Annotated in this window: 25 protein-coding genes, 1 tRNA gene and 1 riboswitch; of the genes, 12 read left to right on the plus strand and 14 right to left on the minus strand. The window is 62.8% G+C overall.

All coding sequences use genetic code 11. The features are described 5' to 3' along the window. The first annotated feature begins 105 nt into the window (after positions 1-105). The gene (locus tag NKH04_RS00100; RefSeq protein WP_352541315.1) at positions 106-456 is read left to right on the plus strand and encodes a DUF952 domain-containing protein; all 351 of its coding nucleotides are present in this window, start codon (positions 106-108) and stop codon (positions 454-456) included. After that, positions 453-1529 carry a quinone-dependent dihydroorotate dehydrogenase gene (locus tag NKH04_RS00105; protein WP_352685291.1) on the plus strand — a complete coding sequence of 359 codons (1077 nt, stop codon included), beginning with the start codon at positions 453-455 and terminating at the stop codon, positions 1527-1529. Before NKH04_RS00100 ends, NKH04_RS00105 begins: the two co-directional genes overlap by 4 nt. A gap of 3 nt (positions 1530-1532) precedes the next feature. Here NKH04_RS00105 and NKH04_RS00110 read toward each other — a convergent pair whose 3' ends face one another. Continuing rightward, a complete protein-coding gene (locus NKH04_RS00110; RefSeq protein ID WP_353043893.1) occupies positions 1533-2957 on the minus strand; it encodes an MATE family efflux transporter in 1425 nt (474 codons plus the stop codon). Between the two features lie 50 nt (positions 2958-3007). On the opposite strand from NKH04_RS00110, the gene NKH04_RS00115 reads away from it, so the two are divergent. Beyond that, positions 3008-3910: a histone deacetylase family protein gene (locus NKH04_RS00115; protein WP_353043894.1), complete on the plus strand. Its 903-nt coding sequence runs from the start codon at positions 3008-3010 to the stop codon at positions 3908-3910. A gap of 4 nt (positions 3911-3914) precedes the next feature. Here NKH04_RS00115 and NKH04_RS00120 read toward each other — a convergent pair whose 3' ends face one another. Further along, positions 3915-4178 (minus strand): DUF6460 domain-containing protein, encoded by a 264-nt coding sequence (locus NKH04_RS00120; RefSeq protein ID WP_023677362.1) that lies wholly within the window; start codon positions 4176-4178, stop codon positions 3915-3917. 131 nt (positions 4179-4309) lie between these two features. Between NKH04_RS00120 and NKH04_RS00125 the strand changes: the two genes are divergently transcribed. Beyond that, positions 4310-4383: transfer RNA gene (locus NKH04_RS00125), tRNA-Gly, on the plus strand. Positions 4384-4695: 312 nt separating this feature from the next. Here NKH04_RS00125 and NKH04_RS00130 read toward each other — a convergent pair. Continuing rightward, positions 4696-5685 (minus strand): LysR family transcriptional regulator, encoded by a 990-nt coding sequence (locus NKH04_RS00130; protein ID WP_352448650.1) that lies wholly within the window; start codon positions 5683-5685, stop codon positions 4696-4698. Positions 5686-6002: 317 nt separating this feature from the next. On the opposite strand from NKH04_RS00130, the gene chvE reads away from it, so the two are divergent. The 4 genes from chvE to araD1 all read left to right on the plus strand — a co-directional run bounded on the left by chvE (position 6003) and on the right by araD1 (position 11170). After that, positions 6003-7067, plus strand: coding sequence for a multiple monosaccharide ABC transporter substrate-binding protein (chvE, locus tag NKH04_RS00135; protein ID WP_254816339.1), 1065 nt, complete (start codon positions 6003-6005; stop codon positions 7065-7067). Positions 7068-7166: 99 nt separating this feature from the next. Further along, positions 7167-8699, plus strand: coding sequence for a multiple monosaccharide ABC transporter ATP-binding protein (gene mmsA, locus NKH04_RS00140; protein WP_352621856.1), 1533 nt, complete (start codon positions 7167-7169; stop codon positions 8697-8699). Beyond that, positions 8696-9988: a multiple monosaccharide ABC transporter permease gene (mmsB, locus tag NKH04_RS00145; RefSeq protein WP_292659525.1), complete on the plus strand. Its 1293-nt coding sequence runs from the start codon at positions 8696-8698 to the stop codon at positions 9986-9988. Before mmsA ends, mmsB begins: the two co-directional genes overlap by 4 nt. A gap of 189 nt (positions 9989-10177) precedes the next feature. Continuing rightward, entirely contained in the window at positions 10178-11170 is a 993-nt protein-coding gene (gene araD1, locus NKH04_RS00150; RefSeq protein WP_353043895.1) for an AraD1 family protein, read from the plus strand. A gap of 30 nt (positions 11171-11200) precedes the next feature. Here araD1 and NKH04_RS00155 read toward each other — a convergent pair whose 3' ends face one another. After that, complete coding sequence (locus NKH04_RS00155) at positions 11201-12295, minus strand: 2'-deoxycytidine 5'-triphosphate deaminase (protein WP_352470117.1); 1095 nt, start codon at positions 12293-12295, stop codon at positions 11201-11203. A 130-nt stretch (positions 12296-12425) separates the two neighbouring features. Continuing rightward, a riboswitch (SAM riboswitch) is annotated at positions 12426-12503 on the plus strand. Between the two features lie 70 nt (positions 12504-12573). Between NKH04_RS00155 and NKH04_RS00160 the strand changes: the two genes are divergently transcribed. Continuing rightward, positions 12574-13764: an O-succinylhomoserine sulfhydrylase gene (locus NKH04_RS00160; RefSeq protein ID WP_353032261.1), complete on the plus strand. Its 1191-nt coding sequence runs from the start codon at positions 12574-12576 to the stop codon at positions 13762-13764. A 36-nt stretch (positions 13765-13800) separates the two neighbouring features. Here the strand turns inward: NKH04_RS00160 and NKH04_RS00165 are convergent, their stop codons facing one another. Continuing rightward, complete coding sequence (locus NKH04_RS00165; RefSeq protein ID WP_353043896.1) at positions 13801-14955, minus strand: ceramide glucosyltransferase; 1155 nt, start codon at positions 14953-14955, stop codon at positions 13801-13803. A 227-nt stretch (positions 14956-15182) separates the two neighbouring features. Here NKH04_RS00165 and apaG point away from each other — a divergent pair, with 227 nt between their 5' ends. Beyond that, entirely contained in the window at positions 15183-15575 is a 393-nt protein-coding gene (gene apaG / locus NKH04_RS00170; protein WP_352470114.1) for a Co2+/Mg2+ efflux facilitator ApaG/CorD, read from the plus strand. 6 nt (positions 15576-15581) lie between these two features. Here apaG and NKH04_RS00175 read toward each other — a convergent pair whose 3' ends face one another. From NKH04_RS00175 to NKH04_RS00185, 3 genes are all read right to left on the minus strand, one after another. Beyond that, complete coding sequence (locus NKH04_RS00175) at positions 15582-16592, minus strand: Hsp33 family molecular chaperone (protein ID WP_352501705.1); 1011 nt, start codon at positions 16590-16592, stop codon at positions 15582-15584. Between the two features lie 162 nt (positions 16593-16754). After that, the gene (gene argF, locus NKH04_RS00180) at positions 16755-17666 is read right to left on the minus strand and encodes an ornithine carbamoyltransferase (RefSeq protein ID WP_352470112.1); all 912 of its coding nucleotides are present in this window, start codon (positions 17664-17666) and stop codon (positions 16755-16757) included. Positions 17667-17680: 14 nt separating this feature from the next. Then, on the minus strand, positions 17681-18880 hold the full coding sequence (locus tag NKH04_RS00185) for an aspartate aminotransferase family protein (protein ID WP_353043897.1): 1200 nt from the start codon (positions 18878-18880) through the stop codon (positions 17681-17683). Positions 18881-19235: 355 nt separating this feature from the next. On the opposite strand from NKH04_RS00185, the gene NKH04_RS00190 reads away from it, so the two are divergent. Further along, on the plus strand, positions 19236-19760 hold the full coding sequence (locus NKH04_RS00190) for a GcrA family cell cycle regulator (RefSeq protein WP_023677348.1): 525 nt from the start codon (positions 19236-19238) through the stop codon (positions 19758-19760). A gap of 97 nt (positions 19761-19857) precedes the next feature. Here NKH04_RS00190 and NKH04_RS00195 read toward each other — a convergent pair whose 3' ends face one another. The 3 genes from NKH04_RS00195 to NKH04_RS00205 all read right to left on the minus strand — a co-directional run bounded on the left by NKH04_RS00195 (position 19858) and on the right by NKH04_RS00205 (position 23087). Further along, positions 19858-20865, minus strand: a complete 1008-nt coding sequence (locus NKH04_RS00195; RefSeq protein WP_023677347.1) for a magnesium and cobalt transport protein CorA — start codon at positions 20863-20865, stop codon at positions 19858-19860. A 116-nt stretch (positions 20866-20981) separates the two neighbouring features. After that, a complete protein-coding gene (gene phoU, locus NKH04_RS00200) occupies positions 20982-21707 on the minus strand; it encodes a phosphate signaling complex protein PhoU (RefSeq protein ID WP_353043898.1) in 726 nt (241 codons plus the stop codon). 117 nt (positions 21708-21824) lie between these two features. After that, positions 21825-23087, minus strand: coding sequence for a sensor histidine kinase (locus NKH04_RS00205; RefSeq protein WP_353043899.1), 1263 nt, complete (start codon positions 23085-23087; stop codon positions 21825-21827). Between the two features lie 197 nt (positions 23088-23284). Here NKH04_RS00205 and ppk2 point away from each other — a divergent pair, with 197 nt between their 5' ends. Further along, positions 23285-24187: a polyphosphate kinase 2 gene (gene ppk2, locus NKH04_RS00210; RefSeq protein WP_352541301.1), complete on the plus strand. Its 903-nt coding sequence runs from the start codon at positions 23285-23287 to the stop codon at positions 24185-24187. Between the two features lie 24 nt (positions 24188-24211). On the opposite strand, the gene NKH04_RS00215 is transcribed toward ppk2, so the two are convergent. From NKH04_RS00215 to NKH04_RS00225, 3 genes are all read right to left on the minus strand, one after another. After that, positions 24212-24961: an enoyl-CoA hydratase-related protein gene (locus NKH04_RS00215; RefSeq protein WP_023677343.1), complete on the minus strand. Its 750-nt coding sequence runs from the start codon at positions 24959-24961 to the stop codon at positions 24212-24214. A 15-nt stretch (positions 24962-24976) separates the two neighbouring features. Further along, the gene (locus NKH04_RS00220) at positions 24977-25615 is read right to left on the minus strand and encodes an acyl-homoserine-lactone synthase (RefSeq protein ID WP_023677342.1); all 639 of its coding nucleotides are present in this window, start codon (positions 25613-25615) and stop codon (positions 24977-24979) included. Between the two features lie 97 nt (positions 25616-25712). Next, positions 25713-26444, minus strand: a complete 732-nt coding sequence (locus NKH04_RS00225; RefSeq protein ID WP_023677341.1) for a helix-turn-helix transcriptional regulator — start codon at positions 26442-26444, stop codon at positions 25713-25715. Between the last annotated feature and the right edge of the window lie 35 nt (positions 26445-26479).

Below are 26479 nucleotides of genomic sequence, written 5' to 3' on the forward strand. Positions count from 1 at the left end.
AGCGCAATCTATCACAGTTTGCGCCTGAAATGGGGACCAACCTGAAATGGAGAAGAACACGGGCCTGCCCTTCCCCGCGTGGTCGGTTCGGACTATAGCGCAACCATGTCCGAGATCATCTACAAGATAGTTCCCGAGGCGCTGTGGCGCGAGGCTGAAAGAGAAGGCCGCTTCACCGGCGCGCCTATCGACGTCGCCGACGGCTTCATCCATTTTTCCACCGCCGGGCAGGTTCGGGAAACGGCAGTAAAACATTTCGCCGGCCAGGCGGGGTTGCTGCTGGTTGCCGTCGACAGCGCGCGCCTCGGCAATGCGCTGAAATATGAGGTCTCGCGCGGCGGCGCCCTGTTCCCGCATCTCTATGGCGGGCTCGGCCTCGATGCGGTCGTTTCGGTGCAGGCATTGCCGCTCGGCGCTGACGGCCGGCATGAATTCCCGGCGCTGGAGGCCGAATGAGCGCGTTCGACCGGATCGGCCAGAAACTGCTGTTTACGCTCGATCCGGAAACCGCGCATGGGCTGTCGATTGCCGCGCTGAGATGCGGGCTGCCGGTCGCCGGTCGTCCGCCGCAGGACAACAGGTTAAAGGTCAGCCGTTGCGGGCTGGATTTCCCGAACCCGCTCGGCATGGCCGCGGGTTACGACAAGAATGCCGAAGTGCCGGACGCGCTGCTCGGCCTCGGCTTCGGCTTCGCCGAGGTCGGCACGATCACGCCGCTGCCGCAGACGGGCAATCCGAAGCCGCGCATCTTCCGGCTGCCTTCGGACGGGGCGGTGATCAACCGGCTGGGCTTCAACAATGAAGGCCACGCCGCCGCAGAGAAGCGTCTTGCCGCCCGAAAAGGCCGCCCCGGCATCATCGGCATCAACATCGGCGCCAACAAGGACAGCGCCGACCGCGTCAGTGATTATGAGCGCGGCGTGATCCGGTTCGCGCGATACGCCGGCTATCTGACAATCAATATCTCCTCGCCGAACACGCCGGGCCTGCGCAATATGCAGGCGCGCGAACAGCTTGGCGAGCTCCTGTCGCGGGTCATGGCCGCGCGTGCGGCGGCACCGGCAAAACCGCCCGTGTTCCTCAAGATCGCGCCGGATCTGGTCGAGGCCGAGCTTGAGGACATCGCTGCCGAGATCAGCGACAAGCAAATGGACGGCGTCATCGTCTCCAACACAACGATCGCGCGAGCCGGCCTGAGCAGCGCCGGCCTTGCCGGCGAGACCGGCGGGCTTTCGGGGAAACCCTTGTTCGAGCGCTCGACTATCGTGCTGGCACGGATGCGAAAACTGCTTGGCCCGGATCCTACTATCATCGGCGTCGGCGGCGTCGATTCCGCCGAGACGGCGCTGGAAAAGATCCGTGCCGGCGCCGATCTCGTCCAGCTCTATACCGGCATGATCTATGCCGGGCCCGCGCTGCCGGGGCGCATTCTTTCCGGCATGGCCCGTTTCATGGACAATCAAGGGCTGAAGTCGCTGTGCGAGCTTCGCGACAGCCGCCTCGATCACTGGGCGGCGAAACCGCTTTAGCGATCAGTTAAAGGCTGTGCGCACCCGCAGCCGCAATATGGCGAGCAGGCTGAAGCCGCGTACCAGCAGGAAGACATGCAACGCCGCCCACAAGCCGTGATTACCGAAGGCCGGCGCCAGGATCAGCAGCGCGGCGCTGAACGCCAGGAATGACAACAGCATCATGTTGCGCATGTCGCGCGACCATGTTGCGCCGATGAAGACACCGTCCATCTGGAAAGCCAGCACGCCGCTGAGCGCGGTGAACGCCGCCCAGGGCAGGTAGATGTCGGCAATGGCGCGGACGTCCGTCGAGGTCGTGATCAGGGCGATCAGATCCGTGCCCTCCAGCATGAAGAAGAGCGTCGCCGCGCCGGCCAGACCGAGCCCCCAAAGCAGCGTCAGACGCACCGCCTGATCAAACGCCGTGGCGGCACGGGCGCCGATGGCGCGCCCGGCGAGCTGTTCGGCAGCGGTGGCGAAACCATCGAGGAAATAGCCGGCAACCAGGAAGAGGTTCATCAGCACGGCGTTGGCGGCCAGCGTCAGAGTGCCGAATTGTGCGCCCTGGCGCGTGAACAGCGCGAAGGCGGCGAGCAGCGAAAAGGAGCGGATCATGATATCGCGATTGAGCGACATCATGCGCAGGAATGCCGGCAGATCGAGGACGCGGTGGCGCGGCAGCCTGGGCGCCGCCCAAAAGCGCCGGCCGACAATGGCGAGACCAAGCAGCATGGCGACGAATTCACCGGTGACCGTTGCCCAGGCAACGCCGGCAACGCCCCAGCCGAGCTCCAGGCCAAGCAGGAAGCAGAGGACGATGTTGATGCCGTTCAGCATCAACTGCAGCATCAGCCCGAGCCCGCCCTCGCCGCGCCCAAGCACGTAACCGAGGATGGCGTAATTGATCAGCGAGAACGGTGCCGCGAGCATCCTGATGCGGATATAGACGTCCATCGCCGCGCTGACGCGCGGTTCGGCGCCTATGAACCATTGCCCGGCGGTGGAGACCAGCGGCGCAAGCGCGGCAAGCACGACGCCGGCGACGACCGCGATCAGCACGGCGCGCCAGAACACCGCCTGCTCCTCCAGCGCATCGCCGCGCCCGAAGGCCTGGGCGACGAGGCCGGTGGTGCCGGAGCGCAGGAAATTGAAGGTGGTGAAGACGACATCGAAGATCAGGGCGCCGGCCGCCAGGCCGCCGAGAAGGGCGGCGTCGCCGAACTGCCCAACCACCGCCGTGTCGACAATTCCGAGCAGCGGCGTCGTCAGATAGGCAAGCGTCATCGGCACGGCGATGGCGAGCACCGAGCGGTTGGTGACGACGAAGGCCCCGGCTTCGGTGGTGTGGGCTTCGATGGGTAAAGCCTGCTCCAAACGCGTGTTGCTTCCTGTTGCGGCTTGATCGGCCAGCCGATGTGCCCCAGTTTGCGGACCTCGCGCAACCATCCACCCCGTTATGTTCAACCGAAATCCGCCTCTGGCGCACCGGCCGCCCCATGCCCCTGCAGATCGTTCATCATCCCGACTACGACGCCGGCTTCGCCGTCAACCACCGCTTCCCGATGAGCAAATATCCGCGGCTGATGGATGCGTTGCGGGCACGCGGCCTGGCGCAGCCCGAAGCGCTCAACATGCCGGAGGCGGCGCGGCCATCATGGCTGAAGCTTGCCCACGCGGCAGACTATGTCGACCAGGTGCTTGCCTGCAAAGTGCCGGTGGCGATCGAGCGCGAGATCGGCTTTCCCGTCGGACCGCGGGTTTCGCTGAGGGCGCAGCTCGCAACGGCCGGCACGGTGCTGGCAGCGCGGCTAGCGTTGCTGAACGGCATCGCCTGCAACACCGCCGGCGGCAGCCATCATGCACGGCGCGCGCAAGGCGCCGGCTTCTGCACCTTCAACGACGTAGCCGTTGCCGCGCTGGTGCTGCTCGCCGAAGCTGCTGTCCAAAACATTCTGGTCGTCGACCTCGACGTGCATCAGGGCGACGGCACGGCGGATATCCTGAACGACGAGCCGCGCGTGTTTACCTTCTCCATGCATGGCGACCGCAACTACCCCGCGCGCAAGATCGCCTCCGATCTCGATGTCGCCCTGCCCGACGGCGCCGGCGATGCAGCCTATCTGGAGCGGCTGGACGCCATCCTGCCGGAGCTGTCGGCGCGAAGGCGCTGGGACCTCGTCTTCTACAATGCCGGCGTCGATGTCCATGTCGAGGACCGGCTCGGCAGGTTGTCGCTCACGGATGACGGGCTGCGCGCCCGCGACGATATGGTGATCCGCCATTTCCGCACGCTTGGCATACCGGTATGCGGCGTTATCGGCGGCGGCTATTCGACGGATGTCGCAGCACTTGCTGCACGGCACGCCATCCTGTTCGAGGTGGCGGCGGGCTACGCCTGAAAATTCACTTCCGGTAGTTAGCGATCCTGAGCAGGATGAAGGCCGGCACGACGATCGCGGCACCGAGCAGGATGTAGCCGAGAAAGCGGTCGATGGCGTGGAAGCCCAAATTCCACAGGTCGATGAAGAATTTGCGAATGCCATAAAGCACATCCATCGGCGACCAGCCGAAGGCATTCATGACCAGCCCGACGAGGAACGACACCACAAGCAGCTTCAGGATCACCCGGAGCGGCGTGTCGCCGAGAAAGCGGTTCAGTGCGGACAAGCCTGTCTCCACAGTCGGGTGCCGCGATTCGGGCACATGCCTAGAAATACGCAGTTGGTCGTCCGGCATCAAGCCGAGCCCTCAAACCGGATTGCGCATCGGCGCCGGGCCATGATATCGGAGGAACCAGCGCGGGTATGATGTAATGGTAGCTTGTCAGCTTCCCAAGCTGAACGCGCGGGTTCGATTCCCGCTACCCGCTCCAGCTTTTGCCCCGGGTGCATTGCACTTGTTCTGGCCAAGCTGAAAACCAGCGGATTTATAGGCAGTTTTACAGCCCGGCTGGCCGTCTTTCATCTGTTTGGCCGATGTGCCAGTTCGTGGAATATCTCACATTGAGGGTCGGCGGGGCCTCGAATGACCCCAACCGGAAAGTCTACCCTTGGCCCGCTGGCTTCTGCTGGCGGGCTTTTTTGAGCATCAGGCAGTAGTGGCCGACGTGCATCGGCGCCGCTGCTGGCGGGCCTGTCTGGTCGTCTGGCCGGCCGCGGGATGCGCCCGCTACCCGCTCCAACCCTCAGCCCACCTCTCGCAAAATAAAATCGTGCAGCATCTTGGCTGCCGGTGACAGCGCGCGGTTCTTCACCGTGATCAGGCTGTAGGGCCTGACCTCGATGTCGAATTCAGTCTGGACGACATCGATGGCGCCGGCCAGGCCTTCGGGGTTCTGGATGAACTTCGCGACCTGGATCGAAACCGGCGCAATGGCGTCGGATTGCGCGACCATGACCAGAGTCAATAGCAGCGAGCTGGTGTTGAGGATGCGGTCCGGCAGCGCGATGTTGCGGTTCAAAAAGTTGCTTTCCATCGCCTGGCGCAGCGGCGAGCCGCCCGACTGGAAAACCCAGTCATAGGCGGCGGTGTCTTCCAGCCGCACCGCCTTGCCCTTGGTCAGCGGGTGGCCGCGGCGCACGATCAGGCAGGCTTTCTCGACGCCGATGACGCGCGCTTCGAACAGCCGCGGATTGAGGTCGTCGGGGATGCGGGCGATGATGAAATCGTGGCGCGAGGCGATCAGCTCGCGCGCCAGGACGTTCGATGTCTCGACCTGCATGGTGATTTCGATGCGCGGATAAAGGCGCCGGATCTCGCGGATCGCCGGCACCGCCAGCTCGATCGCCGGTGCTGTCACCGCGCCCAGGAACACCGAGCCGCCTTTGCCCGCCTTGAGCTCGAAAATCTCGCGGTCGACCTCGCGCATCTCGAGCAGGATCGATCGCGCGCGCCGTGCCAACGCCTTGCCATAGGGTGTCAGCGTGATGCCGCGCGGCAGCCTTTCGCAGAGCTTGACGTCGAGCACCGCCTCCATCTCGGCGATCATGCGCGAGGCCGCCGGCTGCGAGATGTTCATCACCTGGGCCGCGGCACTCACCCGGCCGTGCTCGTCGAGGGCCGCGATCATGCGCATGTGACGCAGGCTCAAGCCGCTGCGCAGCAAGGTTCCGCCATCACCCGGAATTTCATCGTAACTGGCTGATATTCCGTCAGGATTTCGCAGCGCCGCCATGATTCTTCTCTACTCTTACGCCCGGCGCCCTGGCTGGATCCGGCAGCGTCGTCACTAGCCTAAGCCATATCAGTCTCGATATAGCAACCATCAAAGATCGCATTTGACAGTTATGGCAAAGCGACACACCCTTCGCGCGTCCTGAGGCTTGACGGTCGGTGACGAGGGAAAACTCGTATCGATTGAAACCAGAGTCTCGGGGCCGATTGGGAGGATACCGGAGATCGATTGACGGCAGCGGCGCGTTTGGCGCTCCTGCACGATTGCGCGGCCCACGAAACCCAAGGGTACGCGTCCATCAACCAGGGAGAGTTAATGTGAAGATTATCAAGACACTGGCCGCCGTCGCGGCCCTAGGCATCGCGGCCATGACGCTGCCGGCGCAGGCGGGCGAAGGCCTGATCGGCGTGCTGATGCCCACCAAGACCTCGCAGCGCTGGATCAACGACGGCGACGCCGTCAAGTCCCAGCTCGAGGCTCTGGGCTACACTGTCGACCTGCAGTACGCGCAGGACGACATTCCGAACCAGCTCAGCCAGCTGGAAAACGAAATCACCAAGGGCCCGAAGGCGCTGATCATCGCTTCGATCGACGGCACCACGATGGGCGATGCGCTGCAGAAGGCGAATGACGCCGGCGTTGTCGTCGTCGCTTACGACCGCCTGATCAAGAAGACGCCAAATGTCGACTACTACACCACCTTCGACAATTTCGGCGTCGGCGTCATCCAGGCCAAATCGCTGCTCAAGGGTCTCGGTTATCCCGAGAAGAAGGGCCCGTTCAACATCGAGCTGTTCGGCGGTTCGCCGGACGACAACAATGCGTTCTTCTTCTATAACGGCGCCATGTCGGTTCTTCAGCCGCTGATCGACGACAAGACCCTCGTCGTGAAGTCCGGCCAGATGGGCATGGACAAGGTCGGCACGCTGCGCTGGCTGGCGGCAACCGCCCAGGCCCGCATGGACAATCTGCTCTCCGCCAACTACTCGGACGGCAGCCGCGTCGATGGCGTGCTCTCGCCCTATGACGGCCTGTCGCGCGGCATCATCGCTTCGCTGCGCGCCGTAGGCTACGGCACCGCCGATCAGCCATGGCCGATCGTCACCGGACAGGACGCCGAGACCGCTTCGGTCAAGGCGATCATCGCCGGCGAACAGTATTCGACGGTGTTCAAGGACACCCGCGAACTCGCCAAGGCGACGGTCGAACTCGTCGACAAGGTGCTCTCGGGCGGCAAGCCGGAAGGCCTCGACACCACGACCTACAACAACGACGTCAAGGTCGTTCCCTCGATCCTGTTGACACCGCACGACGTCGACAAGTCGAACTATCAGGCCCTGGTGGTCGACTCCGGCTACATCAAGGCCGAAGAGCTGAAGTAATCGCGGTTACAAAGCCTGGGGTCCTGCGCAGGCAGGGCCCCTTTTCGTTGGCGAGCCAGCCCGGTATTGTTTGCGGACCTCGCAGGAGTGGTATTCTCAATGTCATCGACGATTTTGGAGATGCGCGACATCACCAAGACGTTTCCCGGCGTCAAGGCGCTGTCGAACGTCAAGCTAATGGTCGAGGAAGGCGAGATCCATGCCGTGGTCGGCGAGAACGGCGCCGGCAAGTCGACGCTGATGAAGGTGCTGTCGGGTGTATATCCGTCCGGCACCTATGACGGCCAGATCATCTATCGCGGCGATGAGTGCCATTTCAAAGGCATCCATGACAGCGAGCGCAAGGGCATCGTCATCATCCACCAGGAGCTTGCGCTGGTGCCGATGCTGTCGATCGCCGAAAACATCTTTCTCGGCAACGAGCACGCCAGATACGGCGTCATTGACTGGAATGCCAATGAGGCGCGCACCAGCGCCCTGCTCAAGAAGGTCGGCCTCAAGGAAGACCCCAACACGCTGATCACCAATATCGGCGTCGGCAAGCAGCAGCTGGTCGAGATCGCCAAGGCGCTCAGCAAGGAAGTGAAGCTGCTCATTCTCGACGAGCCGACGGCGAGCCTGTCCGAAAAGGACAGCCAGGCGCTGCTCGATCTGCTGCTCGAATTCAAGCGGCAGGGCATCACTTCGATCCTGATCTCGCACAAGCTCAACGAGGTGAACCGGGTCGCCGACAAGGTAACCATCATCCGCGACGGGCGGACCATCGAGACGCTGGCCAAGAAGGACATCTCGGAGGACCGCATCATCACCTCGATGGTCGGCCGCTCGCTCGACGACCGCTATCCGCCGCGCGAGCCGAAGATCGGCGAGACCGTGCTCGAAGTGAAGAACTGGTCGGTCTACCACCCCCTCCATGCCGAGCGGCAGGTCATCAAGGGCATCAGCCTCAACGCTCGGAAGGGCGAGGTGGTCGGCATTGCCGGGCTGATGGGCGCCGGCCGGACCGAGTTTGCCATGAGCCTGTTCGGCCGGTCCTATGGCCGCCGCATCACCGGCGAGGTGTTCCTTGACGGCAAGCCGATCGATGTCTCCTCGGTGAGCAAGGCGGTGGAACACGGCATCGCCTACGTTACCGAGGACCGCAAGACCTACGGGCTCAACCTGATCGATCATATCAAGCACAACATCACACTCGCCAACCTGCCCGGCGTGTCGCGCCACGGCGTGATCGACGATTTGCGCGAGCTTTCGGTCGCCAACGATTATCGCGGCAGGACCAATATCCGCGCCTCGAGCGTCTACCAGATGACCGGCAACCTTTCTGGCGGCAATCAGCAGAAGGTGGTGCTGTCGAAATGGCTGTTCGCCAATCCGGAAGTGCTGATCCTCGACGAGCCGACACGCGGTATCGACGTCGGCGCCAAGTATGAAATCTATACGATCATCGCGCGTCTCGCCTCCGAGGGTAAGGCAATCATCGTCATCTCGTCGGAAATGCCCGAACTGCTCGGCATCACCGACCGCATCTACGTCATGAACGAAGGACGCATCGTCGGCGAAATGGCGGCAAGCGACGCCAGCCAGGAAAAGATAATGCGCGCCATCGTCCGCGGAGAAGGAAAAGCATCATGAGCACCGAAAGCGCTCCCGGGCCGCAGACCGGCGTTGCCCAGGATCTACAACAGGGACCTCGCATTGCCGTCTCGGCGCTGGTCACCAACCTGCGCGAATACGGGTTGGTGCTGGCGTTGATCGCAATCATGGTGTTCTTCCAGTTCACCACGTCCGGAACGCTGTTCAAGCCGGTGAACCTCAGCAATCTCGTGCAGCAGAACAGCTTCATCATCGTGATGGCGCTGGGCATGCTTCTGGTGATCGTTTCGGGTCACATCGATCTCAGCGTCGGCTCCGTCGCCGGCTTCATCGGCGCACTGGCGGCGATGATGATGGTCATCTGGCCGCTTGGCCCATTGAGCAATCCGCTGGTGGTGTCGATCATCTGCCTGATCGTCGGTGGTGCGATCGGCGCGGCACAAGGCTACTGGATTGCCTATCACCGAATACCGAGCTTTATCGTCACGCTGGCGGGCATGCTGATCTTCCGCGGCATCTGCCAGGCGCTGCTGGGTGGCGGGTCTTCCGTAGGGCCGCTTCCCGTCGGCTTCAAGGCGCTCAGTTCCGGCTTCATTCCGGACCTGATCGGCCCATTGACCCTGATACCGCCAACCGTGAACGCCGCCGGCAAAACCATTGTCGGCAGCGGCCTGACGCTGCACCTGACGACGATCGTGATCGGCCTCGTCGCCGTGCTCGCCTATGCCTATTTCGGGCTCAGGGCACGGCGCACCCGCGAGAAGCATGGCTACGAAGCCGAGCCCTTCTCGCTGTTCGTCGTCAAGACGCTGGTGATCAGCGCGCTGGCGCTGTTTCTCGTCTACCAATTCGCCACCTATAGGGGCCTCCCCATCGTTCTCATGGTGATGGGCGTGCTGATCGCGTTGTTCGTCTTCGTTACCAAACGCATGACGATCGGCCGTCGCATCTATGCGATGGGCGGCAATGCCAAGGCAGCCCAGCTATCGGGCATCAAGACCGAACGGCTGACGTTGATGGTGTTCATCAATATGGGCGTGCTGTCGGCACTCGGCGGCCTGATTATCGCAGCGCGCCTGGGGCAGGCTGTGCCGGCGGCCGGCCTCGGCAGCGAGCTCGACGTCATCGCCGCGGTGTTCATCGGTGGCGCTTCGGCGATGGGCGGCGTCGGCCAGGTGATCGGCGCGGTGGTCGGCGGCTTCATCATGGGCGTCATGAACAACGGCATGTCGATCATGGGCGTCAATGTCGATTGGCAGCAGGTGGTCAAAGGCCTGGTGCTGCTCGGCGCCGTCGTCTTCGACGTCTACAACAAGAACAAGGCTTGAGAGGCAACCAGGAGGCATACGGGTCACATTGCAAGCTGCCGGGCGGCGCAAAGAAGTCCCCCGAGGGACCTGATCCGCGAGCGCAATCCGGACGAAGAATTTCAACCGAGGCGCGGACAGGGTCCGGGCCGCGCAGGGTAGGGTTTGCCGAGAAAGGGCAGGCCAGCCCACAATTCAGAGAGGGTTACCATGCTGATCTCACAAATCCTCGACGACGCCGAGACGATCCGCGTCGTTGCCCGCAACGGCGGCAAGACCCGCGTCATCAACGGCGCCCGCAGCGTCTATTCGCTGGCGATGGAAGCCGCGCGTACCGGCAGCGGGCTTGTCGCCCTGATCGAGCGCAAGGGCTTCGGCGAAACCGTCGATCTCGACGCAGCCTACAAGAAGGGCCGGCTGCTGTCGCCGATCAACCATCCCGATCCGGCGCATCTCCATCTCACCGGCACCGGGCTGACGCATCTCGGCTCCGCCGCGACCCGCGATTCCATGCACAAGAAGCTCAGCACGGACGGCGAGGAACAGCTGACCGATTCAATGAAGATGTTCCGCATGGGGCTTGAGGGCGGCAAGCCGGCGAAGGGCCACATCGGCGTGCAGCCGGAATGGTTCTACAAGGGCAACGGCACCATGGCGGTGGCGCCCGGGGCGGCGCTTATGTCGCCGGCCTTCGCCCAGGATGCCGGCGAGGAGCCGGAAATCGCCGGTATCTATGTGATCGGCGACGACGGCGCCCCGTTCCGCGTCGGCTTCACGCTGTCTAACGAGTTTTCCGACCATGTCACCGAGCGTGTGAACTATCTCTTCCTTGCCCATTCCAAGCTGCGCAATGCTTCGTTCGGGCCGGAGATCCTGATCGGCGATCTGCCGTCCGATATCCGCGGCACTTCGCGCATCCTGCGCGACGGCAAGCTGCTTTGGGAAAAGCCGTTCCTGTCGGGCGAGGCGAACATGTCGCACACCATTGGCAATCTCGAGCATCACCACTTCAAATACTCAGCCTTCCGCCAGCCGGGCGACGTGCATGTGCACATGTTCGGCACGGCGACGCTGTCCTTTGCCGACGGCGTCAGGACCGAGGCCGGTGACGTATTCGAAATCGAGGCGCAGGATTTCGGCCTGCCGCTGCGCAACCCGCTTGAAATCGAGCAGCCGGTGAAGGTGGCGGTGAAGGCACTTTGAGCCGGGCGTAGCCCGCAAGTGAGAGGAAGGTCAGCGCGCGGCGCGGAAATGCTTGGACAGTTTCAGGCCCTGTGCCTGATAGTTCGAGCCGAGATCAGTGCCGTAGAGCGCCCGCGGCCGTTTCAGCATGTGCTCATAGACCAACCGTCCGACGATCTGGCCGTGGTCGAGGATGAACGGCACTTCGTGGCTGCGTACCTCGAGCACCGCCCGGCTGCCGGTGCCGCCCGACGCCGAATGGCCGAAACCCGGGTCGAAGAAACCGGCATAATGGACGCGGAACTCGCCGACCAGCGGATCGAAGGGCGTCATCTCGGCCGCGTAGAGCGGCGGCACATGCACCGCCTCGCGCGACACCAGGATATAGAATTCGTCCGGATCGAGCACCAGCTCGCCGGCACCGCTCTTGTAGAGCGGCTCCCAGAAATCGACGACATCCTGCGCGGCGCGCTTGTCGACGTCGACCAGGCCGGTGTGGTGCTTGCCGCGATAGCCGACCAGCCCGTCCTTGTCTCCGTCGAGGTCGATCGATAGCGCGATGCCCCCGCCTGAGATGTTGGGTGGTTCGGTGGCGACCAACATTTCGGCGCGGTGCAACTCGTGCAGCTCGTTTTCCGACAAGAGCGCATTGCCAGTGCGGAACCTGATCTGCGACAGCCGCGAGCCGGTCCGCACGACGATCGGGAAAGTGCGCGGGCTGACCTCCAGGTAGAGCGGGCCTTCATAGCCGGCGGCGATCTTGTCGAACTCGTGGCCGCGGTCGGTCATTACCCGAGTGAAGATATCGAGCCGTCCGGTCGAGCTTTTCGGGTTGGCGGAGGCGGAAATATGGGCGGGCAGCGCCAGGCTTTCGAGCAGCGGCACGATGTAGACGCAGCCGGTTTCCAGCACGGCACCTTCGGCGAGGTTGATCTCGTGCAGCTTCAGCCGGTCGAGCTTGTCGGCAACCCTGTGGTCCGGGCCGGGCAAGAAGGAAGCACGCACCCGCCAGGCCTTGTCGCCGAGCCTGAGGTCAAGGCTGGCCGGCTGGATCTGATCGGCATCGAGCGTGCGCGGCGATTTCAGCGCGCCCGTCTGGAACAGCGCGGAAATATCCTGATCGGGAAGAATGCCTGTCTGCCGCAAGGGTCTGGCTCCGTTCGAACGCCGGGCGAGGTTCTGTCGCAGGTCCGACCGTGGACGCGTTTGGCACCTGCTTGGTACAACCCTCTTAATCATGCCGGCAATTGACGCAAGCGTGGCGCGGGTCTAAAGCTCGTTATCCCGTGGTGATTTGGCCGGTCGGCTTGCAGCCACGTTAAACAAGTCGCTAAAGGACCGTCGGGCCGCAAGGCCATATGGACCGGTTGCGACTTTCGCGACCGGTTTTTTGTTGTTTGGACCAATTTTGGTGTTTGGATGGAATGATGACCAAGAAGCGCGACTGGAAGCCTCAGACCGCACTCGTGCATGCCGGAACGCTGCGTTCCGGCTTCGGCGAGACCTCCGAGGCGATGTATCTCACCCAAGGCTATGTCTACGAGACGGCGCAAGCGGCGGAGGCCCGCTTCAAGGGCGAGGAGCCGGGCTTCATCTATTCGCGCTATGCCAATCCGACGGTCGACATGTTTGAAAAACGCATGTGCGCGCTGGAAGGAGCCGAGGACGCGCGCGCCACGGCATCCGGCATGGCGGCGGTGACGGCAGCACTGCTGTGCAGCGCCAAGGCGGGCGACCATATCGTGGCGGCGCGCGCGCTGTTCGGCTCCTGCCGCTGGGTGGTCGAGACGCTGGCGCCGAAATACGGCATTGAGGCAACGCTGGTCGACGGCACCGACATGGCCAATTGGGAAAAGGCGGTCAAGCCAAACACCAAACTGTTCTTCCTGGAAAGCCCGACCAATCCTACGCTGGAAGTGATCGACATTGCCGCCGTCGCGGCACTTGCCAATGCGATCGGCGCCAGGTTGATCGTCGACAACGTCTTCGCCACGCCCTTGCAGCAGAAACCCCTGCAGCTCGGCGCCCACATCGTCGTCTATTCGGCCACGAAGCATATTGACGGCCAGGGGCGCTGTCTTGGCGGCATCGTTCTGTCGGACAAGAAATGGATCGACGAGAACCTGCATGACTATTTCCGCCACACCGGCCCAAGCCTCTCGCCCTTCAATGCCTGGACGCTGCTGAAAGGCCTGGAGACGCTGCCGCTACGCGTACGCCAGCAGACGGAAAGTGCCGGCCGCATCGCGGATTTCCTGGCCGAGCGCCCGCAAATCGCCCGTGTCATCTATCCCGGCCGTGCCGACCACCCGCAAGCGGCCGTAGTCAAGAAGCAGATGTCGGGTGGCTCGACGCTGATTTGCCTCGATGTGAAGGGCGGCAAGCAGGCGGCCTTTGCCTTCCAGAACGCACTCGACGTCGTGCTCATTTCCAACAATCTCGGCGACGCCAAGAGCCTGATCACCCATCCGGCCACGACGACGCACAAGAACTTGACCGATGAGGCCCGCGCCGAGCTCGGCATCGGACCGGGAACGCTCAGGCTGTCAGTTGGCCTTGAGGACGCCGACGACCTGCTCGAAGACATCGAGCAGGCACTGAGAGTTGCCGGATAAGGGCTGGCCGAACAGAGGCGAGCGGGGACGCGCCGATCAGGCGCCGGACGGGGTCTCTTCCAGCTCCGCGACGGCCTTGGTCTGGATAGTCATCACATTGCCGCGCCAGTCGACGGCGCCGCTCAGCCATCCGCGCGCCCAAATGGCGGGAAGCATCAGGTCTCGCGCCATCATCGCCGGGATCGTGCGCGGCGACAGCTGCCATCCCTTGGCCGAGGCCAAGGCGCATTCCGGCAGGTAGGCCGCGACCAGCACGGCGATGGCGGTTGCCGGCAGGCTGACGCCGGCGTCAGCCGCCCCTAGCAGCGCACGCACCCGCGGCGGCGCCGCGCCGCTCAGGATCTCGGGGGCGAAGAACAGCGCGAAGGTGACGCGGCGCAGCCGCGCCCAGCGCGCCTGCCGCGACCAGATCTCGCCAAGCGTGCGCCGGCCGAGCGGCTGTTCGAAGGGCGAGGCGACAAGATTGACCCGCAGTCCGAGCCCGTTGACCAGCTTGGTCGCGGCGGCGTCCTCGGCGATCTCGGCGGCAAGCGCGCGGATGCCGCCATTGGCGTCGAGCATCGGCTTGTTCCACAACATGCTCTTGCCCTGCGCGAAGCCGAGGCCGAGCGCCTCTCCGGCGTACTGCCAGCGTGCCTGCAGCGTGTTGAGAAAGGCGCATTCGACCTCCCCCCAGAAGCCGTCCGGCCGTGAGCCGATCGGCGTCGAGCAGACGAGGCCAGTGCCATGCCGCCATGCCGCCATCAGCTGCTGGACGTAGTCGCTCGGCATAAGCACATTGGAATCGGCAAGGATGACCCAGCGATAATGCGCCGCTTCCCAACCCTTCACGCAATTGTTGAGTTTTGGATTGCCGCTGATGCGGTCGTCACCGACTAGAAGGCGGGCGCGAATAGCTGGAAAGCGCGCCATTGCGGCGGTGATCGGCTTGACCACCGGGTCGTCGGCATGGGCAACGCAGAAGATGAGTTCGTAGCGCGGCCAGTCGAGTGAGAAGGCGCGCTCCAGCGTCTCTTCGGCAAACGGCTCGACGCCGCGCGCCGGGATGACGATCGATACCGGCGGCGCGTTGGCCGCGGGCGGTGCGATCCTGGCTGGTCGCTTCAGCTTCAGCGAAGCTAACAGGATGCTGGCGAGATTTGAAAGAAGGAGGGCTATGGAAAGGAGGGCGGCTGCGAATGTCGGTTCCATCGAGATCTGGTCACTCCAGAAGTGCCGGCCGCATGACGGCCGTTTTCAACAATTCGACAGAACGCTGAGTCGCCCGGCACAAGCCTGCACACCATCATTGTCATGTGTCACTTAAATGACATTGTTTTTCGGCACCTGCGCTCGAGTCGGGCAAGGAGATGACGCGCATCGTTGATCAAACTGCGCTGAGCGTCGAAAGTTCCATCTACATTGCTTTGGAGCAATTTATGTACAGCGCCGTCACCCGCAACATCGAAGTGCAGGTCAGGCCGTTCTATCTGGAGGATCACTCCGACCCTCCGCAAAACCGCTATGTCTGGGGATATCAGGTGACCATCGACAATCAGTCGGATGAGTTCGTGCAGCTTCTGTCGCGCTACTGGCACATTACCGACGGCACCGGCAAGGTCGAGGAAGTGCGCGGCCCCGGGGTCGTCGGCGAGCAACCCGGACTCAACCCCGGCGACAGCTATCAGTATACGTCTGGATGCCCGCTCTCGACGCCGTCCGGCATCATGGTCGGGCACTACACCATGCGCAACAGGCGGGGCGAGACGTTCGACGTCGCCATCCCCGCCTTCTCGCTCGACTTGCCGGGAATGCGGCGCACCGTCAATTGACGGCCGTCATCCGGCCGCTGCAAACTCCGCCGGGTCGAAGTCATATTGCTTCGAGCAGAATTCGCAGGCGACGTGAATGCTGCCATCCTCGGTGCTGTCCCTGATCTCCTCGGCGGAAAAGCCTTCGAGGATGCCGTGGATCTTCTCCCTCGAGCATGAGCACTGGTCGGCGACCGGCACCCCGCCGAACACGCGGACGCCATGCTCGTGGAAAAGCCGGTAAAGCAGCCGTTCGGCGCCGATCGTCGGATCGATCAGCTCGGTCGGTTCAATAGTACCAAGCAGCGCCAGCAGCTCCTGCCAGGAATTGTCGGTCGGGTCGTGGATTTCCTCACGCGGATCGCCATCGCCACCGGGAAGGTCGGGTACGCGCATGCGCTCCGCCGACTGCGGCAGGAATTGTGCCAGCAGGCCACCGGCCCGCCATTGCTCGCGGGCACCGCCGACGCCGGGCGTCAGAAGCTTGGCAACCGAAAGCCGGAGGTCGGTCGGAATCTGCTCAGACTGGCGGAAATAAGTGCGTGCGGCATCTTCCAGTGTGACGCCGTCGAGCTGGACGATGCCCTGGTAGCGTTGTGTGTGAGCGCCCTGGTCGATGGTCAGCGCCAGGACGCCGCTGCCGAGCAGCGTCTGCGGTGACGTCTCGCCGGCAGAAGTCAAAGCCTGCAGCCGGTCGGCATCGAAGCGGGCATAAGCGCGCAGCGCGTGCGGCGTGGAGAAATCCGCGACCAGCATGTCGACCGGCCCGTCGGTGCGGGTCTGCAGAATGAACTTGCCCTCGAACTTCAGCGAAGTTCCGAGCAATACCGTCAACACACAGGCTTCAGCCAGGAGCCGGGCGACCGGCTCGGGATAGTCGTGGCGGCTGAGAATAGCATCGAGCATCGGCCCGAGCTGGACGGTGCGACCGCGCACGTCGAGCGGGCCGACCTCGAACGGCACGACATGGTCGTCGCCGGCGTAGCCGAATTCGCCGAGCTTGGGTTTATGTTCAGCCAATTGATGAGTTTCCAACATGACAAAGCTCCGGGGCGCGGCGATGCCGCCCTCCGGGGCGCATGCGACGAGACGCGCTCGATTTGCGTGATGCGCCTGAGATAGGCACCACCAACTCCCGGATCAAGGCGGCCCAGATCAAGGCGGCGCAGATCAGGCCGGCCCGGATCACCGCGGCTCGTATCAAGCGCCCAGGCACCAGGCCAGGACCGCCTTCTGGGCATGGAGCCGGTTCTCGGCCTCATCGAACACCACCGAATGCGGTCCGTCGATGACCTCGTCGGTAACCTCCTCACCGCGATGCGCCGGCAGACAGTGCATGAACAGCGCATCCGGCTTGGCTTTCGCCATCAGTGCCGCATTGACCTGATAGGGCAGGAAGACATTGTGGCCGCGGGCACGGTGCTCCTGGCCCATCGACACCCAGCAGTCGGTGACGATGCAGTCGGCCTCGTGAACGGCCTCCTCGGGCGAACGGGTGAATTTCAGCTTGCCGCCATTGGCTTTCGACCAGTCGACATGCTTCTGGGCCGGTTCGCTGCCCTCGGGCACGGCGACATTCAGCTTGAAATGGAACCGCGCGGATGCCTCCAGCAGCGAATGCAGCACGTTGTTGCCGTCGCCGGTCCAGGCGATCGTTTTACCGGCCACCGGACCGCGGTGCTCTTCGAAGGTCATGATGTCGGCCATCAGCTGGCAGGGGTGGGTCTCGTCGGTCAGCCCGTTAATGACGGGGACCGTAGCGTTTTCCATCAGTTCCAGCAGCCGGTCATGCGAGGTGGTGCGGATCATGATGGCATCGACGTAGCGCGACAGCACCTTGGCCGTGTCGGCAATGGTCTCCGAGCGGCCAAGCTGCATCTCGGTGCCGGTCAGCATGATCGTCTCGCCACCCAACTGCCGCATACCGACGTCGAACGACACGCGCGTGCGCGTCGACGGCTTATCGAAGATCATCGCCAGCACCTTGCCTTCGAGCGGCTTGCTGCGTTCGCCGGCCTTGAGCCTTGCCTTTCGCACCGCTGCGTCGTCGAGCATGAAGCGCAGATCGCCTTCGGAAACGGCGGAAAGATCGGTGAAATGGCGAAGGGACATCAGGAATTCCAGGATTACTTCGCAGCGGCAGCGACGATGGCATCTGCCAGGCTCTTGGCGCCGGCACGAATGCGCTCGAGCGCTTCGTGGATCTCGGCGTCGGTGACGGTGAGAGGCGGCAGCAGGCGGATAACGTTGTCGCCGGCCGGAACCGTCAAGAGATGCTGGTCACGCAGTGCCACCGTGACCTTGGTGTTGGGCATCGCGCATTTAAGCCCGAGCATCAGGCCGGTGCCCCTGATGCTTTCGATAACATCCGGAAATTCGTCGGCGACGCCAGCGAGCCCCTGCTTCAACAGCAGTGCCTTGCGCTGGATGTCTTCGAGAAAGCCGTCTTCCAGTACCACGTCGAGCACGGCGTTGCCGACCGCCATTGCCAGCGGATTGCCGCCGAAGGTGGTGCCGTGCACGCCGGCGGTCATGCCGACCGCTGCCTCGTCGGTGGCGAGGCAGGCACCCATCGGGAAGCCGCCGCCGATGCCTTTGGCCACCGCCATGAGGTCGGGGGTGACACCCGCCCACTCATGCGCGAACAGCTTTCCGGTGCGGCCGACGCCGCATTGGACCTCGTCGAAAATCAGGAGCAGTCCGTGCTGATCGCAGAGCTGCCTGAGCCGCTTCAGCGATTGCGTCGGCACTTGCCTGATGCCGCCCTCGCCTTGCACCGGCTCGATCAGGATCGCCGCGGTTTCAGGCGTGATCGCCTTCTCGGTGGCATCCACATCGTCGAAACCGACCTGGTCGAAGCCGTCGACCTTGGGGCCGAAACCTTCCAGATACTTGTACTGGCCGCCGGCGGCGATGGTCGCCAGGGTGCGGCCGTGGAAGGCGCCTTCGAAGGTGATTGTGCGGTAGCGCTCGGGATGGCCCTTGACGAAGTGGTAGCGCCGCGCCGTCTTGATGGCGCATTCGAGCGCCTCTGCGCCGGAATTGGTGAAGAACACCTTGTCGGCAAAGCTTGCGTCGGCCAGCCGCTCGCCGAGCCGGCTCTGTCCCGGAATCTCGTACAGATTAGAGACGTGCCAGAGCTTGGCGGCCTGCTCGGTGAGGGCCGCGACCAGATGCGGATGGCTGTAGCCCAACGAATTCACGGCGATGCCGCCGGCGAAATCGAGATATCGCTCGCCCTTGTCGGTGACCAGCCAGGTGCCTTCACCGTGGTCGAAAGCCAGGGGTGCGCGAACAAAGGTCTCGAAAAGCGCCGAACCGCTCATTATATGCGTCTCCGGAACCGGAAAAATCAAAAAGCCGCCAAAGCGGCGGCCCTTGTGGCTTATCGTGTTTTTCGGCCGTGAAGTCAACGAAAAGGTCGCGCAAGGGTCGCGCGGCAAGCCCCCAGCATAACGCCGGCTCCTAAGCGACCGGGCAAGTTGGGGAAAACCGAAAAAACCGATTCGTGTTGGCCTTGGGACTCTTGTCACCGAGTCAGCGCATAAGGTAATTGTAGCAGAGAAATAACTAGATTTCGTGCGGCGGACCTAATCACCCGATATATGTGGTGTCTGCCCGGCAGAAGCCGGGTCGGGAATGGATTCCGATTGCCGCACGTTTCAGCAGGAGCGCGGTCTCATGAACTGGACTGACGAGCGAGTCGAACTTCTCAGAAAATTGTGGTCGGAGGGCCTCAGCGCCAGCCAGATCGCCGCACAGCTTGGCGGGGTCAGCCGCAATGCGGTCATCGGCAAAGTGCACCGGCTGAAACTGTCCGGTCGCGGACGCACGACCGCCTCACCGGCACGCCAGAAGAAGACGGTGCAGGGATCGACGATCCAGAAATCGGTGTCCCGGGCAGCAAGCGCCACGCGCCATGCCACCACCTCGATGTCGATCGGTGCGACCGCGCTCAAGGCGCAGTTCGATGCCGAACCGGTGGCGCGCCACTATATCCGCCCGGTCGAGAACGTCGTCGTGCCGATCTCGCGGCATCTGCAACTTGTCGAACTCAACGAGCGCACTTGCAAATGGCCGAACGGCGATCCGCTTTCGGAAGACTTCCATTTCTGCGGCAACGACGCCGCCGAAACCGGCCCCTACTGCAAGTACCACGCCCGCGTGGCGTTCCAGCCGGCATCGGAGCGGCGGCGGAGCAGGTGAATGGTGAATGGTGAATGGTGAATGGTGGCGGGCTGAGCTTGGAGTAAGAAAGCAAGGCTCTTGCCTAGCCCTATTCACTATTGATCATTCACCCACATCATAGCCACCCATTCTTGCGAAACCGCCAGTAAAGAAACGTGCAGATCAGGGCAATTGCCGCCAGGACGGCCGGGTAGCCATATTCCATCCTCAGTTCCGGCATGTCGCTGAAATTCATGCCGTAAATGCCGGCGAATGCCGTCGGCACGGCCAAGATTGCGGCCCATGAGGCAAGCTTCTTGGAGATCGCCGTCTCCTGGCTTTGACCGACCAGAAGGCTCGCCTCGAAGGCGAAGGCGAGAACCTCACGCAGGCTGTCGATCTTTTCCTGGACAGTGCGGATGTGGTCGGTGACGTCGCGAAACAGCGGGTGCATGGCTGTGTGGATTTGCGGCAGATCGGCGCTGGTGAGCCGCCGGCAGACCTCGACCAGCGGCAGGGCCGCATTACGCAGGCGCAAGAGATCGCGGCGCAGCATGTAAAGCCGTTCGATATCGGAGCCGGTCATCGGTTTCAGCAGAACCTTGTCCTCGATCGCCTCGACCTCGTTTTCGATCTGCTCAAGCACCGGCATATAGTTGTCGACGATGAAATCGAGAATGGCGTAGAGGACGAAATCCTCGCCCTTGGCAAGGGAATGCGGGCAGCTTTCCCAATGCTGGCGAACGGCGGCGTAGGAGGTCGACGGGCCATGCCTGACGCTGACGATGTAGCCCGCGCCGACGAACAGATGCGTCTCGCCGAAGGTGACGCGGCTGTCGATCAGCTGCGCCGTGCGGGCAACGATGAACAGGGCATCACCATATTGCTCGATCTTCGGTCGCTGGTGCGGATGCTCGGCGTCCTCGATCGCCAGCTCATGCAGATGGAATTGCGCCTGGACGCGCAGCAACAAATTGCGGTCGGGCTCCAGCAGTCCGATCCAGACCACGTGGCCCGGCTTCCCGGCCCATTCGCCGGCTTCCTCGATCGGAATGTCGGCGATGCGCCGCCCAGCCGTATAGACGCCGCAAGCGATTATACCCGACATCGGCGGCGCAGGAGCAAACTCGCGGACATATTCCATCGCAGCCTCCTGAAGGCGGGGCCTTCATCGCGGAACTGAGAAGTCGGCGCGTCGAAAGCTTAGCGCAATTTTCTGTCGGGTGGCGAATCCGAAATTCGCATCAGTGCTGAGAGAACTCACTTCGCTGGTTGGGTTGCGGGAAGAATAATCTTGTCCGTCTTATCGCCCTTCGGACGATCGGCCGGCATCTGGTCGCCGGTGACGATATAGTAGATCGTCTCGGCGATGTTGGTGGCGTGGTCGCCGATGCGCTCGATGTTCTTGGCGCAAAACAGGAGATGTGTGCAGGGCGTGATGTTGCGTGGGTCTTCCATCATGTAGGTCAGCAATTCGCGAAACAGAGAGGTGTACATGGCGTCGATCTGGTCGTCGCGGTCGCGCACGAAACCGATTTTCTCCACCGACCGCGACGCATAGACGTCGAGTACTTCCTTGAGCTGGGCCAGTGCCAGATTGGCCAAAGCCTCGAGGCCGCGGAACAGGCTGTTCGGCTGGCGCCCGTCTGCGACGGCAACCACCCGCTTGGCGACGTTCTTGCCGAGGTCGCCTACCCGTTCGAGATCAGCCGAGATGCGGATCGCGCCGACGATCTCGCGCAGATCCGTCGCCATCGGCTGGCGTTTGGCGATGATGATGATCGCCTTGTCGTCGATCTCGCGCTGTCCCTCATCCAGAACTAGGTCGTCCCGAATGACTTTCTGGGCAAGCCCCGGATCCGCATTGACCAGCGCCGTGACCGCCTGCTCGACCATGCGCTCGGCATGCCCGCCCATCGCAGCGATGCGCTTCGACAGATATTTCAGCTCCTCGTCATAGGCGCTGACGATATGCACGGACTGCATGGACGAAATGCCTTCCCGGGATCTCGTGGTTGAGTCGTTCCCTCGAATCCCCGCTGATACGCTAGCCGGATGACAGAAAAAAGAAACGGCCCATTATGTGCTGGAGATAGTACTACGTTAGCGAGCCGGCAAATGGACCGTGAACGCCGCACCCTTGCCGATCTCCGACCTGATGGAGAGTCTGGCGTTGTGGCGGGTCAGGATATGCTTGACGATGGACAGGCCAAGGCCGGTGCCCTTCTGGGTTCGGCTGTTCTCGACGTCGACGCGGTAGAAGCGCTCGGTGATGCGCGGGATGTGCTCTTCGGGGATGCCGGGGCCGAAATCCCTGATAGTGACGTCGATGCCCGGTTCGGGATCGCTGTCGCTGCGTATGATCGACACCACGACACGTCCGCCCGACTGACCATATTTGCAGGCGTTTTCCAGCAGGTTTTCGAAGACCTGGAAAAGCTCGTCCCGATCGCCGGGCACGTCGAGCGGCCCTTCCGCGAAATCACGCTCGATGACGACGCCGTTTTCCTTTGCGAGCGGCCCAAGCGAATCGATGACGCTGTCGATGGCCTGGCGCAGCTCGACCTCGGTTCCCGGCTTGAGATAGGGCTTCATCTCCAGGCGCGACAGCGACAGAAGGTCGTCGATGAGGCGCGCCATGCGGCTGGTCTGGTTCTGCATGATCTGCAGGAACTGCTCGCGCGCCGCGGGGTCGTTGCGGGCCGGCCCGCGCAGCGTCTCGATGAAGCCGGCGATCGAGGCGAGAGGCGTGCGCAGCTCGTGGCTGGCATTGGCAATGAAGTCGGCACGCATTCTGTCGATCCGGCGCGCCTCACTCTGGTCCTTGAACACCAGCACGTAGAGATCCGTGGCATGGCCGACTGAAGACGCGCTCACCCGATAGGCTCGTTCGACCGGCAGCTTTTCTATGTAGTCGACGCTGTCCGAAGCGACGTTGCCCGCCAAGATGCTATCCAGCAAGGCCTGCATTTCCGGCGCGCGGAATTTCAGCGACAGCGACATGCCGGGGGCAATCCCACCGAAGGCGGCAAAGGCAGCGGCGTTGGCGTGGACGATGGCGGCGGAGCGATCGAAAATGATCAGCGGATCGGCAACCGCCGCCGCGAGATATTCGCCGGAAAGTTGTTGCACGCCCGACTCGATGGCCGCGGCATTTTCGGTCGATTGGCGGGCGATGCCGGCCGGCAGCATCGCAGCGGCAACCAGCACGGCGCCAGCCAGCAGCACCACATAGCCAGACATGCCGGCAAAACCATAGACCATCAGAACCGCAACGAGACCGGCCGCCAGCAGCCAGCGGCTGTTCCACAGCCGCATGGCGACGGTTTGCGCCCTGCCTCTCCGCTCTGTGCCGATGTCGGCCATTGGCGCTCCGTCTGCGGCCACTTCAAGAACTTCTTGCTGGACCGGCGCTAGAGCGCAGTGCGTCCAATTGGGCGCACAAAGGACGCTCTACCTCTTTATCTGCTGCATCGTTCTTTCCGAAAATCGATTCCGATTTTCGGGCCGATGCAGTAAGGCTCCCAATAGCACGAGTCCGGAAGCTGGAAAGGTTCGCCTCGATGAAAAACGCCAAGGAAAGCCCCGCCGCACCCTCATCGGGGCCGCTGAAGATCATGATCGGCGGCAAGGAGAGGGCGTTCGACATCGAGGCCCCCGCGCTTCCCGACTGGGTCGAGGACCGCAAGCTCACTGCCGGCGGTTACCCTTACGACAAGAAGATGAAGAGCGAGGAGTATGACGAGAGGCTAGAGAAGCTGCAGATCGAGCTGGTCAAGGCGCAGGCGTGGCTGCAGTCGACGGGCAAGCGGGTAATGTCGCTGTTCGAGGGGCGCGACGCTGCCGGCAAGGGCGGCACGATCTTCGTTTTGCGCCAGTATCTGAACCCTCGCACGGCGCGCAACGTGGCGCTGACCAAGCCAACGCCCACCGAGCTTGGACAATGGTACTTCCAGCGCTACGTCGACCACTTCCCGACGTCGGGCGAATTCGTCACCTTCGACCGCTCCTGGTATAACCGCGCCGGCGTTGAACCGGTGATGGGATTCTGCACGCCCGAGCAGCACGAGCAATTTCTGGACGAGGTTCCGCATTTCGAGCGGATGATTCGCAACGAGGGCATACATTTCTTCAAATTCTGGCTGAACATCGGCCGGGAAACGCAGCTCGAGCGATTCCACGACCGCCGCTGGAGCCCGCTGAAGAGCTGGAAGTTTTCGCCAATCGACATCGCCGGCATCACCAAATGGGACGAATACACCAAAGCGCGCGACCTGATGGTCGAGCGCACGCACAAGGAGTTCGCGCCCTGGATCATTGTGCGGGCGAACGACAAACGGCGCGCGCGGCTGGCCGTCATGCAGCGCATTCTCCTTTCGCTTCCCTATGACGGCCGCGACCTCGACGTCATCGGCAAGGAGGACAAGAAGATCATCGGCGAAGGGCCGACTTTCCTCGAAAAATAAGCTCACCTCATCGATACGCGGCTCTCATGCCGCCAGCCGGGCAATCCGCTGCAGTCGCTTCAGCGTGGTGTCGTCCTGCAGCGCCTGCTGGAAAAGCGAGATCTCCTGATCGATGCGGTCGCAGAGCGCGCCGGTGTCGCCCCTAAGCAGGTCGCGCGTCTGTAGCAGCGCCGCGACAGGCTTCTTGGCGAGTTGCCTGGCTCTTGCCAACGTGGCTTCCTCGACGCTGCCGTCCGTCACGATCTCGCCGACAAGGCCCAGTGCCCTGGCATCTTCGGCGGCGAGCGTGTCGCCCAGGCAGAAGAAGCGGAACGCCCCGGCATAGCCGAGCTTCTGCGGCGCCAGAATGCTGGTCGCCGCGTCCGGCACCAGGCCGAAATCGACGAACGGCACCCGAAACGTGCTCTTGCTCGAGGCGATCACCATGTCGCAGTGGAACAGGATGGTGCAACCGACGCCGACGGCGTCGCCGTCGACACAGGCAAGGACCGGTTTCGGAAACGTCGCCAGCGTGCGGAACATATCGGTGACGGCGGCGATCAGTCGCCGATGTTTGGTGGCGTCGAGAAATTCGGAGAAATCGGCACCGAGGCAGAAGCACCCGGCCAAGCCGCGCAGGACCACTACGCGGACGTCGTCGTCGACAGCGGCTTCGTGGAATGTCCTGGCCAGGCTTTCATAGGCCCGCCTGTCCAGCACCGGGCGGCCGTCACCCGACGATACCGTGACGATCAGCGTGTGATTGCGGAATTCTGCTTTTGAGTGAACGTTCATGGCCTCTCTCCAATCTCACGAGGCGCGTCTCTGTCCGAGCATGTCCGGGTACCCTCTGGCCAGCACCGGCGCAAAGTGGTTGCGGCGCGAACGCACCACGTCGAGCGTGTGCTCGTTGAAGGTGAGCAGTGTGGCAACCACCTGCTGGTTGCCATAGGTACGCTGGTAACCGAGCGGCGTTGCCAGGAAATGCAGCTGCAGCGCGCGAAGCACCCACATCGGCTCGAATTCGATGATCACCTGGTTGACGTTGCGCTTCAGACCCCACTCGACGAAGCCGGCGATCAGCTCGGTGCCGACAGTCGACACGCCGCGCCGACCGTCGCGGAATCCCGGCGCAACCGCATAGCGGGTCAGTTCATAGACATTCGGGCCCGACGGTGGGGTTCCCTCATAAAGGTCCGCCAGCACATCGGTTAGAAGATGGGCCCGGGTTGTCGGTAACATCCGCTGATAACCGGCGAGCTCGCCATTGCGGATGACGATCTGGTGCACTGCCTCGTCGTGGTCGAATTGATCGATCTCAAGGCCATCAGGGCGCTGCAGATCGGTCCATCCCATCTCTTCGACGAAAACTCTGTAACGCAAACGATGAACTGCCTCCCAGAGGTCGGGCCGTTCCATCAATTCCTGGGTTGTGAGGGAAAAAAGCATTTGCCGTCTCCTAGTTTCAATAGGAAGATACGGCCGTGCTTTCCCAAAAAAATTACGCGATCACGCAAGCAAGAATTTCTAGGCCGGCGCGGCCGACCTAGTTAATATAGCCGCGCCTTATCGCTTCCGCGACGGCCTGGACCCGGTTGACGGCACCGAGTTTGCTTTTGGCGTTAAGAAGGTGTTTCTCTGACGTGTGTTCCGAAATGCCGAGAATTTGTGAAATCTCCCATTCGGACTTGCCAACAGCAGCCCATTGCAGGCATTCGCGCTCACGCGGCGTTAATTCGACATGATCGATGGTTTTGCCCGCCATGGTGTGGAGCTGCATTGCGCGGCCAATCGCATAAGTCGAGACCAGCGACACCAACCCGAACTCGGCGCTCGACAATTCGACAGCCTCGCCGCCTAGCGACACCATGACGATCTGGCCATCGAGCGTGATTAGCGGGAAGGCCAACCCGTCGCGCAGCTTGAATTCCCCGGCATCGCCCATCACCTCGCCGCCGCTCTTGCCGATGCGGATGCCCTGAGATGCTTCCCGCCACTGGAATGGCGCTTGAAGCTGCTTCATGTGGCTGACGACGGGGTCGTGATCGACGTAGTTGCGCGCGACGTAGCGCTCAAGCCATTCAGCCGGCCAGTCGCAGAGCAGCACATGGTCCTTTTGCTGGTTTCTCGGCGTGCCAGGTTGCGGAACCGTCCCGGCCATCAGCGCCGTCAGCCCGAACCCGCTTGTTACCCCCAACAGCTTTTCGCAGACGGCGGCGGCTGTGCCGGCGTGCTGCAACTGATCTATCAACTCCAGCGTACGATCGAAATGACCCATCGCAACATCTACCCCATGTTGCCTTCCGCTCTTGA

Origin of the sequence: Mesorhizobium sp. M1365 (genome assembly GCF_040317865.1) — a bacterium.
Lineage (GTDB): Bacteria > Pseudomonadota > Alphaproteobacteria > Rhizobiales > Rhizobiaceae > Mesorhizobium.

Bases quoted from the DNA above. Each gene is read 5' to 3' on its own strand.
- NKH04_RS00100 (WP_352541315.1), top strand. From the start codon at position 106: ATGTCCGAGATCATCTACAAGATAGTTCCCGAGGCGCTGTGGCGCGAG.
- NKH04_RS00105 (WP_352685291.1), top strand. From the start codon at position 453: ATGAGCGCGTTCGACCGGATCGGCCAGAAACTGCTGTTTACGCTCGAT.
- NKH04_RS00110 (WP_353043893.1), bottom strand. From the start codon at position 2,957: ATGGTTGCGCGAGGTCCGCAAACTGGGGCACATCGGCTGGCCGATCAA.
- NKH04_RS00115 (WP_353043894.1), top strand. From the start codon at position 3,008: ATGCCCCTGCAGATCGTTCATCATCCCGACTACGACGCCGGCTTCGCC.
- NKH04_RS00130 (WP_352448650.1), bottom strand. From the start codon at position 5,685: ATGGCGGCGCTGCGAAATCCTGACGGAATATCAGCCAGTTACGATGAA.
- mmsA (WP_352621856.1), top strand. From the start codon at position 7,167: ATGTCATCGACGATTTTGGAGATGCGCGACATCACCAAGACGTTTCCC.
- mmsB (WP_292659525.1), top strand. From the start codon at position 8,696: ATGAGCACCGAAAGCGCTCCCGGGCCGCAGACCGGCGTTGCCCAGGAT.
- araD1 (WP_353043895.1), top strand. From the start codon at position 10,178: ATGCTGATCTCACAAATCCTCGACGACGCCGAGACGATCCGCGTCGTT.
- NKH04_RS00160 (WP_353032261.1), top strand. From the start codon at position 12,574: ATGATGACCAAGAAGCGCGACTGGAAGCCTCAGACCGCACTCGTGCAT.
- NKH04_RS00165 (WP_353043896.1), bottom strand. From the start codon at position 14,955: ATGGAACCGACATTCGCAGCCGCCCTCCTTTCCATAGCCCTCCTTCTT.
- apaG (WP_352470114.1), top strand. From the start codon at position 15,183: ATGTACAGCGCCGTCACCCGCAACATCGAAGTGCAGGTCAGGCCGTTC.
- NKH04_RS00175 (WP_352501705.1), bottom strand. From the start codon at position 16,592: ATGTTGGAAACTCATCAATTGGCTGAACATAAACCCAAGCTCGGCGAA.
- argF (WP_352470112.1), bottom strand. From the start codon at position 17,666: ATGTCCCTTCGCCATTTCACCGATCTTTCCGCCGTTTCCGAAGGCGAT.
- NKH04_RS00185 (WP_353043897.1), bottom strand. From the start codon at position 18,880: ATGAGCGGTTCGGCGCTTTTCGAGACCTTTGTTCGCGCACCCCTGGCT.
- NKH04_RS00190 (WP_023677348.1), top strand. From the start codon at position 19,236: ATGAACTGGACTGACGAGCGAGTCGAACTTCTCAGAAAATTGTGGTCG.
- NKH04_RS00195 (WP_023677347.1), bottom strand. From the start codon at position 20,865: ATGGAATATGTCCGCGAGTTTGCTCCTGCGCCGCCGATGTCGGGTATA.
- phoU (WP_353043898.1), bottom strand. From the start codon at position 21,707: ATGCAGTCCGTGCATATCGTCAGCGCCTATGACGAGGAGCTGAAATAT.
- NKH04_RS00205 (WP_353043899.1), bottom strand. From the start codon at position 23,087: ATGGCCGACATCGGCACAGAGCGGAGAGGCAGGGCGCAAACCGTCGCC.
- ppk2 (WP_352541301.1), top strand. From the start codon at position 23,285: ATGAAAAACGCCAAGGAAAGCCCCGCCGCACCCTCATCGGGGCCGCTG.
- NKH04_RS00215 (WP_023677343.1), bottom strand. From the start codon at position 24,961: ATGAACGTTCACTCAAAAGCAGAATTCCGCAATCACACGCTGATCGTC.
- NKH04_RS00220 (WP_023677342.1), bottom strand. From the start codon at position 25,615: ATGCTTTTTTCCCTCACAACCCAGGAATTGATGGAACGGCCCGACCTC.
- NKH04_RS00225 (WP_023677341.1), bottom strand. From the start codon at position 26,444: ATGGGTCATTTCGATCGTACGCTGGAGTTGATAGATCAGTTGCAGCAC.